Annotated in this window: 13 protein-coding genes and 2 pseudogenes; 6 read left to right on the plus strand and 9 right to left on the minus strand. The window is 47.4% G+C overall.

From position 1 onward, the window contains the following. The first annotated feature begins 151 nt into the window (after nucleotides 1-151). Entirely contained in the window at nucleotides 152-1,138 is a 987-nt protein-coding gene (locus H6G48_RS22420) for an RNA polymerase sigma factor, RpoD/SigA family (protein WP_002782393.1), read from the plus strand. 238 nt (nucleotides 1,139-1,376) lie between these two features. After that, nucleotides 1,377-1,850, plus strand: coding sequence for a DUF29 domain-containing protein (locus H6G48_RS22425; RefSeq protein WP_190723247.1), 474 nt, complete (start codon nucleotides 1,377-1,379; stop codon nucleotides 1,848-1,850). 97 nt (nucleotides 1,851-1,947) lie between these two features. Here the strand turns inward: H6G48_RS22425 and H6G48_RS22430 are convergent, their stop codons facing one another. Together H6G48_RS22430 and nblB are read right to left on the minus strand one after the other, a co-directional pair. Beyond that, complete coding sequence (locus tag H6G48_RS22430) at nucleotides 1,948-3,039, minus strand: tetratricopeptide repeat protein (RefSeq protein WP_190723248.1); 1,092 nt, start codon at nucleotides 3,037-3,039, stop codon at nucleotides 1,948-1,950. Nucleotides 3,040-3,112: 73 nt separating this feature from the next. After that, nucleotides 3,113-3,778: a phycobilisome degradation protein NblB gene (gene nblB, locus H6G48_RS22435; protein WP_190723249.1), complete on the minus strand. Its 666-nt coding sequence runs from the start codon at nucleotides 3,776-3,778 to the stop codon at nucleotides 3,113-3,115. 44 nt (nucleotides 3,779-3,822) lie between these two features. Here nblB and H6G48_RS22440 point away from each other — a divergent pair, with 44 nt between their 5' ends. Next, nucleotides 3,823-4,575, plus strand: a complete 753-nt coding sequence (locus H6G48_RS22440; protein WP_190723251.1) for a tetratricopeptide repeat protein — start codon at nucleotides 3,823-3,825, stop codon at nucleotides 4,573-4,575. A 22-nt stretch (nucleotides 4,576-4,597) separates the two neighbouring features. On the opposite strand, the gene H6G48_RS22445 is transcribed toward H6G48_RS22440, so the two are convergent. Together H6G48_RS22445 and H6G48_RS26620 are read right to left on the minus strand one after the other, a co-directional pair. Further along, a complete protein-coding gene (locus tag H6G48_RS22445) occupies nucleotides 4,598-5,551 on the minus strand; it encodes an ABC transporter ATP-binding protein (protein WP_190723252.1) in 954 nt (317 codons plus the stop codon). 53 nt (nucleotides 5,552-5,604) lie between these two features. Continuing rightward, nucleotides 5,605-5,767: pseudogene (locus tag H6G48_RS26620) on the minus strand (ISNCY family transposase); the annotation flags it as partial. Nucleotides 5,768-5,887: 120 nt separating this feature from the next. Between H6G48_RS26620 and H6G48_RS22450 the strand changes: the two are divergent. Together H6G48_RS22450 and H6G48_RS22455 are read left to right on the plus strand one after the other, a co-directional pair. Then, nucleotides 5,888-6,031, plus strand: a pseudogene (locus H6G48_RS22450) (hypothetical protein); the annotation flags it as partial. 37 nt (nucleotides 6,032-6,068) lie between these two features. Continuing rightward, the gene (locus H6G48_RS22455; protein ID WP_190723256.1) at nucleotides 6,069-6,797 is read left to right on the plus strand and encodes a carbonic anhydrase; all 729 of its coding nucleotides are present in this window, start codon (nucleotides 6,069-6,071) and stop codon (nucleotides 6,795-6,797) included. 26 nt (nucleotides 6,798-6,823) lie between these two features. Here the strand turns inward: H6G48_RS22455 and H6G48_RS22460 are convergent, their stop codons facing one another. The 5 genes from H6G48_RS22460 to rimP all read right to left on the minus strand — a co-directional run bounded on the left by H6G48_RS22460 (nucleotide 6,824) and on the right by rimP (nucleotide 12,842). Beyond that, complete coding sequence (locus H6G48_RS22460; protein WP_190359887.1) at nucleotides 6,824-7,393, minus strand: low-complexity tail membrane protein; 570 nt, start codon at nucleotides 7,391-7,393, stop codon at nucleotides 6,824-6,826. 162 nt (nucleotides 7,394-7,555) lie between these two features. After that, on the minus strand, nucleotides 7,556-10,588 hold the full coding sequence (infB, locus tag H6G48_RS22465) for a translation initiation factor IF-2 (protein WP_190723258.1): 3,033 nt from the start codon (nucleotides 10,586-10,588) through the stop codon (nucleotides 7,556-7,558). A 111-nt stretch (nucleotides 10,589-10,699) separates the two neighbouring features. Next, the gene (locus H6G48_RS22470) at nucleotides 10,700-10,981 is read right to left on the minus strand and encodes a YlxR family protein (protein ID WP_002798549.1); all 282 of its coding nucleotides are present in this window, start codon (nucleotides 10,979-10,981) and stop codon (nucleotides 10,700-10,702) included. Beyond that, complete coding sequence (nusA, locus tag H6G48_RS22475) at nucleotides 10,978-12,174, minus strand: transcription termination factor NusA (protein WP_190723260.1); 1,197 nt, start codon at nucleotides 12,172-12,174, stop codon at nucleotides 10,978-10,980. Before nusA ends, H6G48_RS22470 begins: the two co-directional genes overlap by 4 nt. 197 nt (nucleotides 12,175-12,371) lie before the next feature. Then, nucleotides 12,372-12,842 carry a ribosome maturation factor RimP gene (rimP, locus tag H6G48_RS22480; RefSeq protein WP_190723262.1) on the minus strand — a complete coding sequence of 157 codons (471 nt, stop codon included), beginning with the start codon at nucleotides 12,840-12,842 and terminating at the stop codon, nucleotides 12,372-12,374. A gap of 214 nt (nucleotides 12,843-13,056) precedes the next feature. Between rimP and ftsH the strand changes: the two genes are divergently transcribed. Further along, nucleotides 13,057-14,952 (plus strand): ATP-dependent zinc metalloprotease FtsH, encoded by a 1,896-nt coding sequence (ftsH, locus tag H6G48_RS22485; protein WP_190723265.1) that lies wholly within the window; start codon nucleotides 13,057-13,059, stop codon nucleotides 14,950-14,952. Nucleotides 14,953-15,010: the final 58 nt, after the last annotated feature.

Here is a 15,010-nt window from a genome sequence, read left to right on the forward strand (position 1 = left end):
TGAACCTTTAGGGGATTGCCCGCGTCTAAAAGCGCAGGATACAATCAAAGAAATTCCGATCAAACTCATACCGACTTCAGATAAGCCAGACTCACCCGCGAGTCGGAATAGTAACAGACTTTTTCTGTGTCAAGGAGTCACCACCAAACCAATGCCCACCGCAAAAACCAACCAAACTCAATCACAGCCCACCCTCAATGCCGATATGGTGCGTACCTATCTGCACGAAATTGGGCGAGTTCCCCTCCTAACTCACGAACAAGAAATTATTTACGGCAAACAAGTCCAACGGATGATGAGCCTGTTAGAAGCGAAAGAAGCACTATCGAAGCAATTAGGACGGGAACCAGATCGCTTGGAGTGGGCGGATTCGGTGAATTTAAGCGAAAATGAACTGGATCGAGCCTTGAAAACCGGCGATCGAGCTAAACGGAAAATGATTGAAGCTAACCTCCGCTTGGTGGTTGCGATCGCCAAAAAATATCAAAAGCGGAACATGGAATTCCTAGATCTAATTCAAGAGGGTAGTCTGGGATTAGAAAGAGGTGTAGAGAAATTTGATCCCACCAAAGGTTATAAATTTTCTACCTATGCCTACTGGTGGATTCGACAAGCGATTACCCGTGCGATCGCTCAACAGGCCCGCACCATTCGTTTACCCATCCATATCACCGAAAAACTGAATAAAATCAAAAGAACCCAGCGCGAACTCGCCCAAAAACTGGGAAGAAGTGCCACTCCTGCCGAGATTGCCCTGGAATTAGAGCTAGAACCCGCTCAAATCCGCGAATATCTCAGTATGGCTCGTCAACCCATCTCCCTTGATGTGCGCGTCGGCGATAACCAAGATACGGAATTGTCGGAATTATTAGAAGATAGCGGAGTTTCTCCCGATACCTTCATCACCCAAGAATTATTACGGCAAGACTTAGCCAATCTCCTGGCCGAATTAACTCCCCAACAACGGGAAGTAATTACTCTCCGTTTCGGTTTAACCGATGGCAAAGAGTTATCCCTAGCCAAAATCGGTCAGAGAATGAACATCAGTCGGGAACGGGTGCGACAATTAGAACACCAGGCCCTGGCTCATTTACGCCGTCGCCGGGCCAACGTCAAGGAATATATTGTCGCTAGTTAGTAAAATTAGCAAATAACCAAGAAGGAGAGCTTGCGCTCTCTTTTTGGCTCTTCTCTACTTTGTGTGATAAGCACTGATTATCATTCGTAGGAGTCTTGCTAGGCAAGGCTTTGAAGACTATATTTCTATAAAATTATCCCTATTCTTCTTCCCTCCACACAGAAACCAGAAGAGCCTCTTTTTTTTGGGTTTAATTAATATAGAATCCCGATTAGTTTTCACCTGTGGCAGTTCCGTCATGACTAGATCGACAGAAACAGCGACCCCAACACTATACGAAGAAGATTTTTATCTCTGGCTAAAAACCACGGCAGAACAATTAAAAAAAGGCAAATTTGCCGAGGTGGATTTAGATAACTTAATTGAGGAGATTGAATCGATGGGGAGAAGTGAAAGACACGCGCTCAAAAGTCTTTTAACTCGTCTCCTAGAACATTTACTCAAATTAACTTACTGGCAATCGGAAAGAGACCGGAATGGCAATCATGGTCATGGAGAAATCAATAATTTTCGGGCAGAAATTCAAGATTTACTGGAGGATAGCCCTAGTTTAAAGCCCTATCTTCGGGAGATTTTTGAGCCATCCTACCATACAGCTTTAGAGACCGTCCGGAAAAAAATGGGTTTATCCCCCGGCGGTTTACCGAGTCAGATAATTTTTAATCTCGAACAGGTGTTAGATAATCAATGGCTGCCGATCGATTGGGAATAAACTATTGACTGTCTAAATCACTCCTTAAATCGCTAAACAGTCATCAGTGAACTGAAAACTCAAATCTGATAACTGATAACTGATAACTGATCTGGTTTTATTCAAGCAACTTCTTCAGTAGAGCATCCACTTCCTGGAGGCCAGATTGATTATTTTTCTGCACATAAACCGCTCGCGCTTGCTTAAAAGCTTCCGCAGCCTCTGTTTTTCGTCCCCGGCCCGCGTAGGCCCGACCGAGATTAAGATAGACATCGGCGTTATTGGGGGCGATTTCGGCCAAATCTTGATAGGCGATAATTGCTGCAAGATAATCTTTTCTGGCCAGATGGATGCGACCGATTCCCGCTTGTGCTTCCAAAGATTGGGGTTGCAGGAAAACAGCCCGACGATAAAAGGGGAGAGCCTCGTCAAAACGCTCTTGTTTTTCGAGTAAAATACCTATTTTTAGCTGAATTAAAAAATTTCCTGCACTTTGTCGCTCTATTTCCTTTAAAATTTGGGTTCCGCCATTTAAATCGCCCTGTTTGAGCAAAAGGCTGGCCAGTTGCAATCTTAATTCACTATTGTTAGGGAATCTTTGCAGGGATTTTTGGAGAAAATCGAGGGCTTCGCTGCTTTTATTCTGTTCGATCAAGGCTTTACCCATGATTTCGTGGGCTTGCTGATTATTGGGGTCGAGAGCTAAAACCCATTGGTAAACTTCGCCCGCTTTAGCATAGTTTTTTTGGCGTAATAACACCACCCCTAAACCGAGGTAGTGTTGGACGTTTTTCGGTTCTATTTGGATAGCGTAGTAGTAAGCGGTGGATGCATTGTCATAATCACCGATATTAGCCAAACTATAACCGAGAGCATGGAAAAAGTCGGGATTACTCGGATCGAGACTTAAAGCTTTTTGGTATGCTTGGGCGGCGGCGTTATAATCCCCTTGCCGCGTTTGTAAAAAGCCGATCCCGGAGAAAATTTTGGCATTATTGCCATCAAGGGCGGCAGCCCGCTCGTAAATGGCTATAGCTTCCCCATAATTGCCATTTTTGACCAATTGCCGCGCTTGACGCAGTAGTTCGTTAACCTGTGAATCCTTGCTCACGATTGCCCCTGCGGGATTATCGGCGATCGCAATTGAGGCAGAGAAACAGCCCCCCGCGAGAAGACCGACGAGCAAGATTAAACGGGTAAATTGTTTCATCGCTTTACCTTTGTTAACGATTCTTAATTAAAGTTTATTGTAAATGGTATTGACAAAAATCAACTATTCTGCATCACCCTTGGGCGAGATTATTGCGGGCTTCTTGGGCGACTTGGGCGCTTTTGTCGCCGGTTAACTGGGTCAAAACAGCGATCGCATCTTGCCCCCCTAAGCGGCCTAAAGCTTGAGCGAGACGATAGCGCAGTTGCCAGTCATCATCATTAGCCAAGGGAACAAGTAAAGAGACGGCGCGAGGGTCGCCTAGTTCCCCAAAAGCGCTAACGGCGGCCGTTTTTACCAATTCATTATCGGAGTTAAGGGCGATTTCCAGCAGTTCAAAGCCCCGGGGTTCCCCCAATTCGCCCAAAGCTGCCACAATGCTAAATTGAATTAACCAGTCGCAGGATTGTTGATAGACGGCCACCAGATCATCGTAGGCTGCCGTTAATTTTAACCCCCCGATCGCATCGGCCGCGGCCGCTTTTACGTCTGCTTCCGGATCATGCAACAAGCGATCGCGTAGAATAGTTAAGGCCAGATCAAGATTCTGACGACCGAGGATATCTAGCTGACTTACCGCCGAATAACGCACTCTAGCGTTACTATCCTTAATTAAAGGCTGTAACATCTCGAAGGCGATTTCTGGGGCTAAATAACGCAGTTGATTAACTCCCGATAAGCGATCGCCATAATCATCGGAATCGAGCAGCCGTTGCACGGATTCAGGGGAATAATTCATAATTTGATGACACCCTTAACAATTGGACTGGTATTAATTGTCCCATGAATAGTTATCGACTCCTGACTATTTTGATCATGTTTAGTTCCCCGGTTTTTTGGGGCTGTAGTCCTCCCTCTCCCCTTAAAAAAGAACCTACGGCCGAGATGATCGTTTCTCCTTCTCCCAGTCCGATTATTTCCGCATCAGACATTAAAGCTGCTAATCGTTATCGTCAATTGGGATTACAGTATCGTCAACAGGGAGACTTTATCAAAAGTATTGAAGCTTTCAAAAAATCGGTACAGTTAAACCCCAATCATCTAGACGGGAGAGTAATTTTAGGCTGGACACAACACCTAGCTAAACAACCTTTAGCGGCACAAATAACCCTCGAAGAAACGATTAAAATTGCTCCCGATCATGTGGCTGCTTATAATGCTTTGGGTATTGTTTATCTTGTCGGTGGTCATCTTGACAAGGCCGTGGTTACTCATACTAAAGCCGCTAATTTAAAACCCGATAATGAAATTGCCTACTATAATTTATCCCTCGCCTATCATCGCTTAAAAGATTTTAATTCAGCTATTACTAACGCTGAAAAAGCAGTTAAATTAGAGCCGAATAATCCCCATCCTCTTGTGGCTTTGGCAATGATTTATTTAGATCAAGGTGATAGTAAAAAAGCGCGGGATACCTACAAAAAGGCTAGGGATTTAGACGGTCGTTATCGACAAAAATGGTTTCTGGCACACCTGAAGGAAGCTGGTTTTAGTCAGGAGCAAATTAAATTAGTCGAAAAGTTACTATCTGGTTAGATTGAAAAATTATTATTTCCCCTTAGGATGCCTGTCGATGTCCCAGTTTTAGGAAAATAGTTTCTAAATCTTCGCGGCAAGTATAAAACTCGCTTAAGGTCAGGCCAGAAACGACTAAAGATTTCAACAATTCGGCACTATCTTCTAGGGTTCCCGTAAATTTAACCCGGAGAGTATTAGTATGAATAATTCTTTGCCAACTTTCCACAAAAACACATTGTTTAAGAGCAGTTTCTAAGGCTTCTAAATTGCCTAGAGTCGTAATCTGCAAGTATTGACCAGCTAGACGTTGATTTAATTCTTGTAAAGAGGTACTTTCCACTAGATAACCTAATTCCATGATGCCCACAGAACTACAAAGTTCGGCCAAATCACTAAGGACATGGGAGGAAATTAAAATCGTCATACCTGCCGATTGTAAGACTTTAATAATCTCACGAAATTGTAGGCGAGCGATCGGGTCTAATCCAGAAACTGGTTCATCGAGAAGTAAAATTAAAGGTTCATGAATAATCGTTCGGGCTAAACTTAAACGTTGTTTCATCCCCCGGGACAAAGTAGCGATCGAATTATGGCTTTTACCGGTTAATTGTACCAGTTCTAGAACCTCATAAATGCGGCGATGACGTTGGGAGCGAGGGATATGATAAAGACGGGCAAAATAATCCAGATAATTCCAGACATTTAGGTCATCGTAGAGGGGAAAATTATCGGGTAGATAACCTAAGTTTTTTTTGAGACGGGGATTACTCTCATCTCTTAAAAGACGTTCTCCGTGCAGATATATTTCTCCCGTTGTCGGTTCTTCCGCTGCCGCTAACATCCTAATTAAAGTGGTTTTTCCCGCTCCATTTGGACCGATTAACCCGTAAACTTCCCCCGCTTCAATCTGTAAATCCACTTGATTAACAGCCCCATGGCGGTCAAATTGTTTGGTTAAACCAACGGTAGCAATGGCTAATTCGGGTGTGTTCATAAAGTTTTAGTAGTGGGATTGCTGACAAACTGGCCACCACATTCTTAACATTAACGTTTGGGTTTCCCGTTATCAATAGAACCACTCTTGATGGTATGGTGAGAACCACAACTAGGACAAGGCAATACAGGCGAAGAGGTGATTTTGTTCTGTGTTAGACTGATATTTGAGTAAGTCTAACACGAACCACAAAAAGATATTGATCAGAAAACTGATCATCAAGCTAGATGTTTAAAGACTGATTGGGTTCCAATTATTTTTTTTTGTTAATGAATATTTTACACAGTTCATACCAGATAAGCAAGAGGGCTACGCCACTACCACCAAATCCTTACCTTGCGCTATTTTACCCCCGAAGGTGAATTGGTTCCCACTCCCGCAGAAGCGGCAGGCAAGGCAGGAAATCAAGTCCAACAGGAAAGGCAGAAAGCCGCAAAATTAGCGGCTAAATTGCGGGAATTGGGCATAAATCCCCGATAAAATTGCTAATTATCCGATGATTTCTGGATTTAATACGATGTATAGACGAGAATTACTGCAATTTATTGGCTCTCACGCTCTTTTTGGGGCTATTAATCCAGAATTTGCTTGGAATTATCAAAATATTGACCATTGGGGCGAATTATCAAGGAATTATCGCCTCTGCACCACGGGAAAGCAACAAACACCGATCGATCTGAGTATAGTGACTGAAAAAGAGCTATACCACCCCACCTTTAATTATCGTCCTGTACCCCTAAAAATTCGCCATAACGGTCGTACAATCTTGGTTCAGACCGAAAAAGGTGGAAACATGAGTTTTCACGGCGAAAACTGGGATTTATTGCAGTTTCATTTTCATCACCCCAGCGAACATCAGATTAAAGGTCAGTCTTTCCCTCTAGAAATTCATTTAGTGCATCGAAATGGGAGAGGAAATTTAGCAGTTGTGGGTATCTTAGCCGAAATTGGCGCAAATAATCCCTATTTACCAACCATTTGGGCTTATTTGCCCCAAGAACCTTCTCCTGAAATGATTATCCCCGATACTTGGGTCAATCCCGGGCTTTTACTGCCAGAAAATAGCGATTTTTATGAATATCGGGGGTCTTTGTCCACTCCCCCCTGTAGCGAGGATGTTCTCTGGTTAGTCTGGCAAAATGCGATCAAAATTTCTCCCCAACAACTGCAACAATTGGCTGAGATTTTTCCGAGTAATGCGAGGAATATTCAACCCTTAAACGGGCGCTCGATCCTGCATTCCTAGCCGAAATTGTCGGCATTTTGGCTAATTTAGATAATTTTATTAACTTTTAGACCAACAATGGTAAATAACTCAGGAATGCGCTCAATAACTAAAGCTTCGGTGGCTGTCCAGTCACTTTCCTTAGTGGCTAAAACCCCAATAACACTCAGAGGAACCTGTAGAAATAGGTGACTTAAGAGGAGAGCGATCGCAGCGATTACTAAACCTAAAAGCCGCCATTGGGGAAGATAGGCGGCCACGGCAGCCGCTAGAGGGGCAAAATTATAGATTGGCCAAGCGATGAGAATTAGAAGGACGACTCCCAAAAGAGTAAGAAGACGATGGCGAGGACGTTTAAAAAGAGAGAGAATTTTTAACTGTTCGGGGGTGAGTTGACTCGGTTTGAGAGCGACCAACAAAAGACTAAAGATATCAAAAGGTTTTGTCCACTGCATCCAAAAGACGGGTAGGATAGCGATCGCTCCTAGAAATAGCCATTCTAGCCAAAGAAAAGGCAAGGGATCGCCCACAGCTAAACCAATCCAAGCGATTTGTAAAAAGATTGGCACAGCCGCTAACCCTGCCAGATGAATCCACAAAAAAGGTTCTGATTTCATAGGGGGAAGTGGGGAGATGGGGGAGCAGGGGAGTGGGGGAGTGGGGGAATTATGAATTATGAAGTGGGGAGATGGGGAGTGGGGGAGTGGGGGAAAAAAAAGCGGCCTCCTGACTCCTGACTCCCGACTCCTGACTCCCGACTCCCGACGGTTCAAGTCTAATTAACTGGATAAAGTGCGGCGTTTCATGACCATTTCGTAGGCTTCGATAATGTCGCCTTCTTTCCAGTCATTGAATTTAGAAACACCGACACCGCACTCGAAACCGGTGGCCACTTCCCGGGCATCTTCCTTCATCCGTTTGAGGGAATCGAGAACTCCCTGATAAACAATTTCCTTGCCGCGACGCACGCGCAGGAAGCGGTTCCGCACCAGTTTACCAGATTGGACATAACAGCCCGCCACGGCTCCCCGGCCGACGGTGAAGACGGCACGCACTTCGGCAAAACCGAGGTGTTCTTCCACTTCTTCGGGGTCGAGAAGACCTTCCATCGCCCCTTGAATATCATCGAGAAGCTTGTAGATGATATTGTAATCGCGGATATCGACCCCTTCCCGATCGGCGGATGCGCGCGCACCACTGGCAAGGGTGGTATTAAAGCCCACCACCACCGCACCACTAGCGGCGGCCAGATCCACATCGGTTTCGGTGATTTCCCCCGGAGAGGCGAGGAGAACGCGAATCTGCACTTCGTTTTGGGGTAACTGTTTGAGCGCACCGAGGATGGCCTCGACGGAACCTTGCACATCTGCCTTGAGGATGAGATTAAGTTCCTTGAGTTGTCCTTCTTGAGCTTGGATAGAGAGGGTGCTAAGGCTAACGCGACGGGAGGAGAGGGCCTGTTGTAAACGGGTGTTGCGTCGTTCGATCGCCCGTTGATCAGCGATTGATCGGGCCTCTTTTTCACTTTCATAGACATCGAATTCATCGCCAGCGGCCGGCACATCACTGAGACCGAGGATTTCCACGGCGAAGGAGGGGGTGGCCGCTTCGACTTTTTGACCGCGATCATCGATCATGGCCCGAATTTTACCGAAAACGGAACCGGCGACGATGCTATCACCGACCCGGAGAGTGCCATTCTGGACGAGCAGGGTAGCCACGGGGCCTTTGGTGCGATCGAGGTTAGCTTCGATGACGGTTCCCTTCGCCAAGCGATCGGGGTTAGCGACCAATTCCTCCACTTCTGCCACCAAGAGGATCATTTCCAGCAGATTATCGAGATTTTCACCCCGCAGGGCGCTAACGGGAACCATGATCGTCTCACCGCCCCAATCTTCGGCCACCAGTCCCTGTTCGGTCAATTCCTGTTTAATCCGGTCGGGGTTAGCTGAAGGTTTATCGACTTTGTTAATCGCCACCACGATGGGGACTTCGGCAGCCCTGGCGTGACTGATTGCCTCTTTCGTTTGGGGTTGTACGCCGTCATCGGCGGCTACCACCAGCACGGCTATATCGGTGACTCTCGCCCCGCGGGCGCGCATAGCGGTAAAAGCTTCGTGGCCGGGGGTATCCAAAAAGACAATCTGTTCCGGTTTGCCGTTATGTTCCACATCGACGTGGTAAGCACCGATGTGCTGGGTGATGCCGCCTGCTTCCCCCTGGGCGACTTTGGTTTTGCGGATCGAGTCGAGGAGGGTGGTTTTACCGTGGTCAACGTGACCCATAATGGTGACGACGGGGGGACGACGCTGGAGACTTTCCCAGTCGGAGACATCGATCATTTCCGTGGTTTTGATCGCCGCCGACTGGGTGCTGGGGGTTTCCACGGCGATCTCGAAGTCCCTGGCGATCATTTCGATCGTGTCCACGTCGAGAGTTTGGGTGATATTAACCGCCATCCCTTTAAAAAATAGGGTTCTGATGATCTCAGTTTCGGGGACTTTCATCAATTCCGAGAGGTCGCGCACGGTGAGACTGCCGGTGACGACGATGCTTTCCGGGCGTTTTTCCTCTTGGGGTTCTTGGCGCTCGCTTTTCGGTCCGCCAGTGTGGGCGGTTGGTTTACTGGGCCGCTTAACTTTGACTGCTGTTAGAGTGCCAGGGGTGGCAGCCTTAGCGGTGGGCGGTTTGGGGGGACGAGCGGTGGAGAGGGTAAAACTGGGGGTATTAATTAACCCGGACAGTTCCGATTCTAGATCATCGTCATCTTCAAAGAGCGCTTGGGTGCGGCGTTTGTTTTTGCCGGCAGTTTTGGCGGTTTTGGCCGCTTTTTTTTCTTCCTCTTCTTCTTCTTCCCAGCTAGATTTTTTGGCCATGCGAGGGGGCATGGTGGGTCGTTTGAGTTTTTTGGGCCCGTCTGCTCCGAGCAATCCGGTATCTGTATCGATTTCTGTGCCATCAACACCAGATTTCTTGGTGGTATCGGTTTCCTCCTCGCTGGTAGCCGAGATTTTAGCGGGTAACCCGGGGCGAACCGGGCGCTTCAACTCCACCGTCTCCCGCACTTCCCTAGCTGGTTCCGCCAGTTTCGGGCTTTTTCCGTCGGGTTTGCGGTTGAGGGTCGGTTTTTCTGGTTTAGCCAAGCCTACCCTACGCTCAGGACTAGGGGCGTTTTCGCTCTCGCCGCGCTCGCGTTTTTCTCCCCGGCTCCTGTCGTTACTGCCAGGAGCATTTTTAGATCGGGGTTCTGGCCGGCCCGAGGCAGTTTCAGGGCGTGGTTTCGGGGTGAGGGAAGGTCGATTAGGTGGGGCGATTAAGGTGGGGGATGCTTCTGGCACTAGCGGGGTTTCGGTCGGGGTTTCTTTAACACTGGGGCTATGAGATAGCATCTCTGCTGCAGTGGCGGGAGTTTTTTCGGCCGCCTCGTCGCGCCCTGGGGGAGCAACGAGGGGTTTAACCGGGGGACGGGGGGGACTGATTAAAGTCGGTTTGGCCGAGGAACCGGCTTGACCGGGATAGCTTTCCCTTTCTTCGCCGGTTTCGGGGCGGTTGTGTTTATGCAGGGCTAAAATCTTTTGTTTTTTTTCTTCGGCAGGACTAGCCGATTCTCGCTGACCCGTGCTATTTTTACTGGTACTCGAGGCAAATCCCTTCGCAGCGATCGCTTTGATGCGTTGGGCATCCTCTTCGCTGATCGTGCTACTGTGGCTCTTGTACTCGATGTTCAACTGGTCACAGATGTCCAAAATGTCTTTGTTGTCTAGATTCAATTCTTTTGATAAATCGTAAATTCTGACTTTCGTGTTACTCATCCATTATCCCCCGGCTAAAGTGTTAGTGATCCTATAAGTTGGCTGATTTTTTGATCCTGTCAGGACTGTCCCATTTCCATGCTAACGATTTTGTGGCTATGATCCTCAATTTTAATCCTGATTTGGACGACCTTGCCAGGCAGTCCCGAGTCGCTCTTGCAAGGATTCATAGAGCGTTTCGGGAATATTGGCTTTTAGGGCGCGTCCGAGACGATTTTTTTGTCGGGCTAGTTGCAGGCAGTTGGGCTGTGGACAGATATAGGCTGATCTTCCCATGCCTTGATCTAATTGTATCTGTCCGGACGGGTGTAGTCGGACAATTCGCCAAAAGGATTCTTTCGGGGCGAAGAGACGGCAGCTAATACAGCGTCGATAATTGACGAAGGTGTTCATTCTCGGTCTAAATCATGGGATTCTGGGTCTGTTTCAGCGGTTTTTACCTCTTGTTCGCCTTTATAGAGGGCTATATCCTTAATATCGATTTTCCAGCCCGTCAGACGGGCGGCTAGACGCACGTTCTGCCCTTCTTTGCCAATCGCTAAACTCAATTGATCCTGTGCCACCAGTACCAGTGCTTGTCTTTCTTCGGCATTAGTGAACAAAACTTGGTCGATACGGGCAGGACTAAGGGCATTGGCGATGTAGGTGGCGGGGTCTGGAGACCAACGAATCACGTCGATTTTTTCGCCCCGCAATTCGTTAACCACGGCTTGAATCCGCGAACCTCTGGCCCCAATACAGGCCCCAACCGGATCCACGTCTCTTTCTAGGGTATCGACGGCGATTTTTGTCCGCGAACCAACGTGACGGGAGGGGGGATTGGCTTCCCGGGCGACGGCGACAATACGCACGATTTCCTCCTCGATTTCGGGAACTTCGTTGGCGAACAGATATACTACCAAACCCGCCGCCGCTCTGGAAACGATTAATTGCGGGCCGCGGTGAGAACCTTCCAGAACTTTTTTGAGCAGAACTTTAAAGGTGGCGTTAGCGCGATAGTTATCGTTGGGCAGCTGTTCCCGTTTGGGTAGTTCTGCTTCCACTTCCGGTTGACCGTAGGTACTTTGTACCATGACAATAGCGGCCTGTCTTTCAAAACGGACGACCCGGGCCTGTAAAACGGTTCCTTCCAGCTCTTGGAACTCCTCTTGAATCATTTTGCGTTGGTTATCCCGCAGTTTTTGCAGTAAAACCTGTTTAGTTTGAATCGCCGCCATGCGACCAAATTCTTTTTGGTCGGGGGTGACATCAAGAACTACTTCATCCCCTAACTGGGCCTCATCGGCCACTTCTTGCACTTCTTTGAGACCGATGTGATGGTCGGGATTGGTCACTTCTTCGACAATAGTTTTAGTAGAAAGGATGCGAAAGCCTTCTTCTTCTACGTCTAATTCCACATCAAAGTTATTGAAATAATCTTCATGGAATTGAGCAGCTTTTTCTAAACTTTGAGCGCGTCGATAACGTTCATACCCCTTGAGAAGTGCTTCACGCAAGGCTTCTTGTACGGCATTTTTGGGCAGATTATGTCGTTGGCTAATTTCTTCGAGCATTATTTTTAAACCAGGCAAATTAACAGTAGCCATAATTATTTTTTCTCCTTACTTTTGAGTGATTAGTTTTTTAGCCATTAGCTTTGTATCAGTTATCAGATGTAAGTTATCAGATGTAAGTTATCAGATGTAAGTTTTAAGTTAATTAGTTAGTTATTTATTTATCTTCATCTTTATCTTTATCTTCATCCCTGATCACTGATTACTGATTACTGATTACTGTTTACTGATTACTGATTATTGCGCTGCTCATCTAAACGGACGCTGATGACGGTAGTGCGATCGATGGTCAGGGATCGACCTTTTTGGTTAAGATAAATAGATTGCTCATCTCTACCTTGCAGTTTTCCGCGCCATTCTTGTGGTTTTCCTTGGCTATCCTGGCCAGTAACGATGACGGGAAAACCTTTAAAAGACTGAAATTCGCGCTCACTGCTCAGTTGTCGAGAAATGCCGGGGCTAGATATTTCTAAAACGTAGGCCCCGGGTAAGATTTCTTGACTGTCGAGGGCGGTTTCTAAGGCCCGACTCATCTGCTCACAGTCCTCTAAACCAGTATCCCCCCCCAGATTGCGAATATCGACGCGCAGGACGGGAGGCCTTTTATTGGTTTGGAAAACGATATCGACCACTTCTAGCCCCAAGTTTTCAGCGATAGGGGTGGCTAGGTGCAGCAGGTCGGGAATGAGCGGATGGGTCATGATTTAGACAACAAAAAAAGCGGGCGAAACCCACTTCCCTAAACTGTTAGTGATTGGGATAGGCAGTTGTTAGACCACCTAGCTAAATACAATATAGCAAAAAACCGTCATCACTATTTGCCCCCGGGGTCGTGCCTGGGGGAAAACAGAACAGTGGTCACGATCGAGTCGATCTGTCACAATGAATACAGGGTAACTAGATATAGAGTCAATTATGGATCAAAAATCTCCACTCACCGTAGTTAGAGCCAAGTCAGCTAAGAATCGTGGTCGTCGGCCAGTATGGAAAGGGATGGTCACCACTTGGATGATTCTGCAAACCTTTGGCCATGTCACTCCTGCTTGGAGTCAAAAAAACCAAAATACCCTCACCTACGGTGAATTGTTAGAGAAGATCGAGCAAGGAAAGGTAAAAAAGGTCGAAATCAATCCTTCTTTGCAGCAGGCAGCAGTTACCCTCGTCGGTCAAACAGACAAGGATCCCCCGAAAGAAGTCAATTTATTTGACCAAAATCCCGAATTAATCAAGAAACTCGATGCTGAAAAAATTGAGTACGGCATTCTCCCCAGCACTGACAATTCGGCCTTGATCAATGTTCTCACTAACCTGTTAGTGATTATTATCGTCTTGGGATTATTGGTGTTTATTATCCGTCGTTCTGCCAATGCTTCCGGTCAAGCGATGAACTTCGGTAAATCAAGGGCGCGGTTTCAGATGGAGGCGAAAACTGGCATAGAATTCAATGATGTGGCGGGTGTGGATGAGGCCAAGGAAGATCTACAGGAAGTGGTGACATTCCTCAAACAACCGGAAAAATTTACGGCTATTGGCGCAAAAATCCCCAAGGGAGTCCTGTTAATCGGGCCTCCGGGGACGGGGAAAACTTTACTGGCTAAAGCGATCGCGGGAGAGGCGGGAGTGCCTTTTTTCAGCATCTCCGGGTCGGAATTCGTGGAGATGTTTGTCGGGGTTGGTGCGTCGCGAGTGCGAGATCTGTTCCGAAAAGCCCAGGAAAATGCCCCTTGTTTGGTTTTTATCGATGAAATTGATGCCGTTGGTCGTCAACGAGGGGTCGGTTATGGGGGAGGTAATGATGAACGGGAACAAACCCTGAACCAATTATTGACGGAAATGGACGGTTTTGAGGGAAATACCGGCATTATCGTCATTGCCGCCACCAACCGCCCCGATGTTTTGGATTCGGCCCTGCTGCGTCCGGGTCGTTTCGATCGACAGGTGGTGGTGGATTATCCAGATTTTAAGGGACGTTTGGGCATTTTAGAGGTCCATTCTCGCGATAAAAAGGTGGCTGCCGATGTTACTCTGGAGGCGATCGCCCGTCGCACCCCCGGTTTTACCGGGGCAGATTTGGCTAATATGCTCAACGAAGCGGCGATTTTTACCGCTAGAAGACGGAAAGAGGCGATTACCATGGCGGAAGTCAACGATGCGATCGATCGGATTGTGGCCGGTATGGAAGGGCGCGCTTTAGTGGATAGTAAAGCCAAGCGTTTGATCGCCTATCACGAAGTTGGCCATGCGATTGTCGGTACTCTCTGTCCCGGCCACGATCAGGTGGAAAAAGTCACCCTGATTCCCCGGGGTCAAGCGCAGGGGTTAACTTGGTTCACTCCCGATGAAGAACAGGGTTTAACCAGTCGTTCCCAGTTATTAGCCCGAATTGCGGGATTATTAGGGGGACGAGTGGCGGAGGAATGTGTCTTCGGTGAGGATGAAGTGACCACCGGGGCCGGTAATGATATTGAAAAAATTACCTATCTGGCCCGACAGATGGTAACGCGTCTGGGAATGTCGGAATTGGGATTGATTGCCCTAGAGGAGGAGGGCAATTCCTATCTCGGTGGTGCCGGTGCCGGTTATCATGCCGACCATTCTTTTGCGATGATGGCGAAAATTGATGCACAAGTACGGGAACTTGTCAAGCAATGCCACGATTTAGCAACAAAACTTATCCTTGACAATCGTGTGGCGATTGATCGCTTGGTGGATATACTGATTGAACAGGAAACCATTGACGGCGACGAATTCCGGCGTTTATTGACGGAATTTCAGCAACAAGCGGATCGGTCAATGGTGACTACGGTTTAATTTGCCCTTCGTCTCCTCGCTTCGATTAAGTGGTTAGGAGACGATTTCAGCAGACAAT

It is taken from the genome of Microcystis flos-aquae FACHB-1344, from assembly GCF_014698375.1.
GTDB classification, from domain to species: Bacteria; Cyanobacteriota; Cyanobacteriia; order Cyanobacteriales; family Microcystaceae; genus Microcystis; species Microcystis aeruginosa.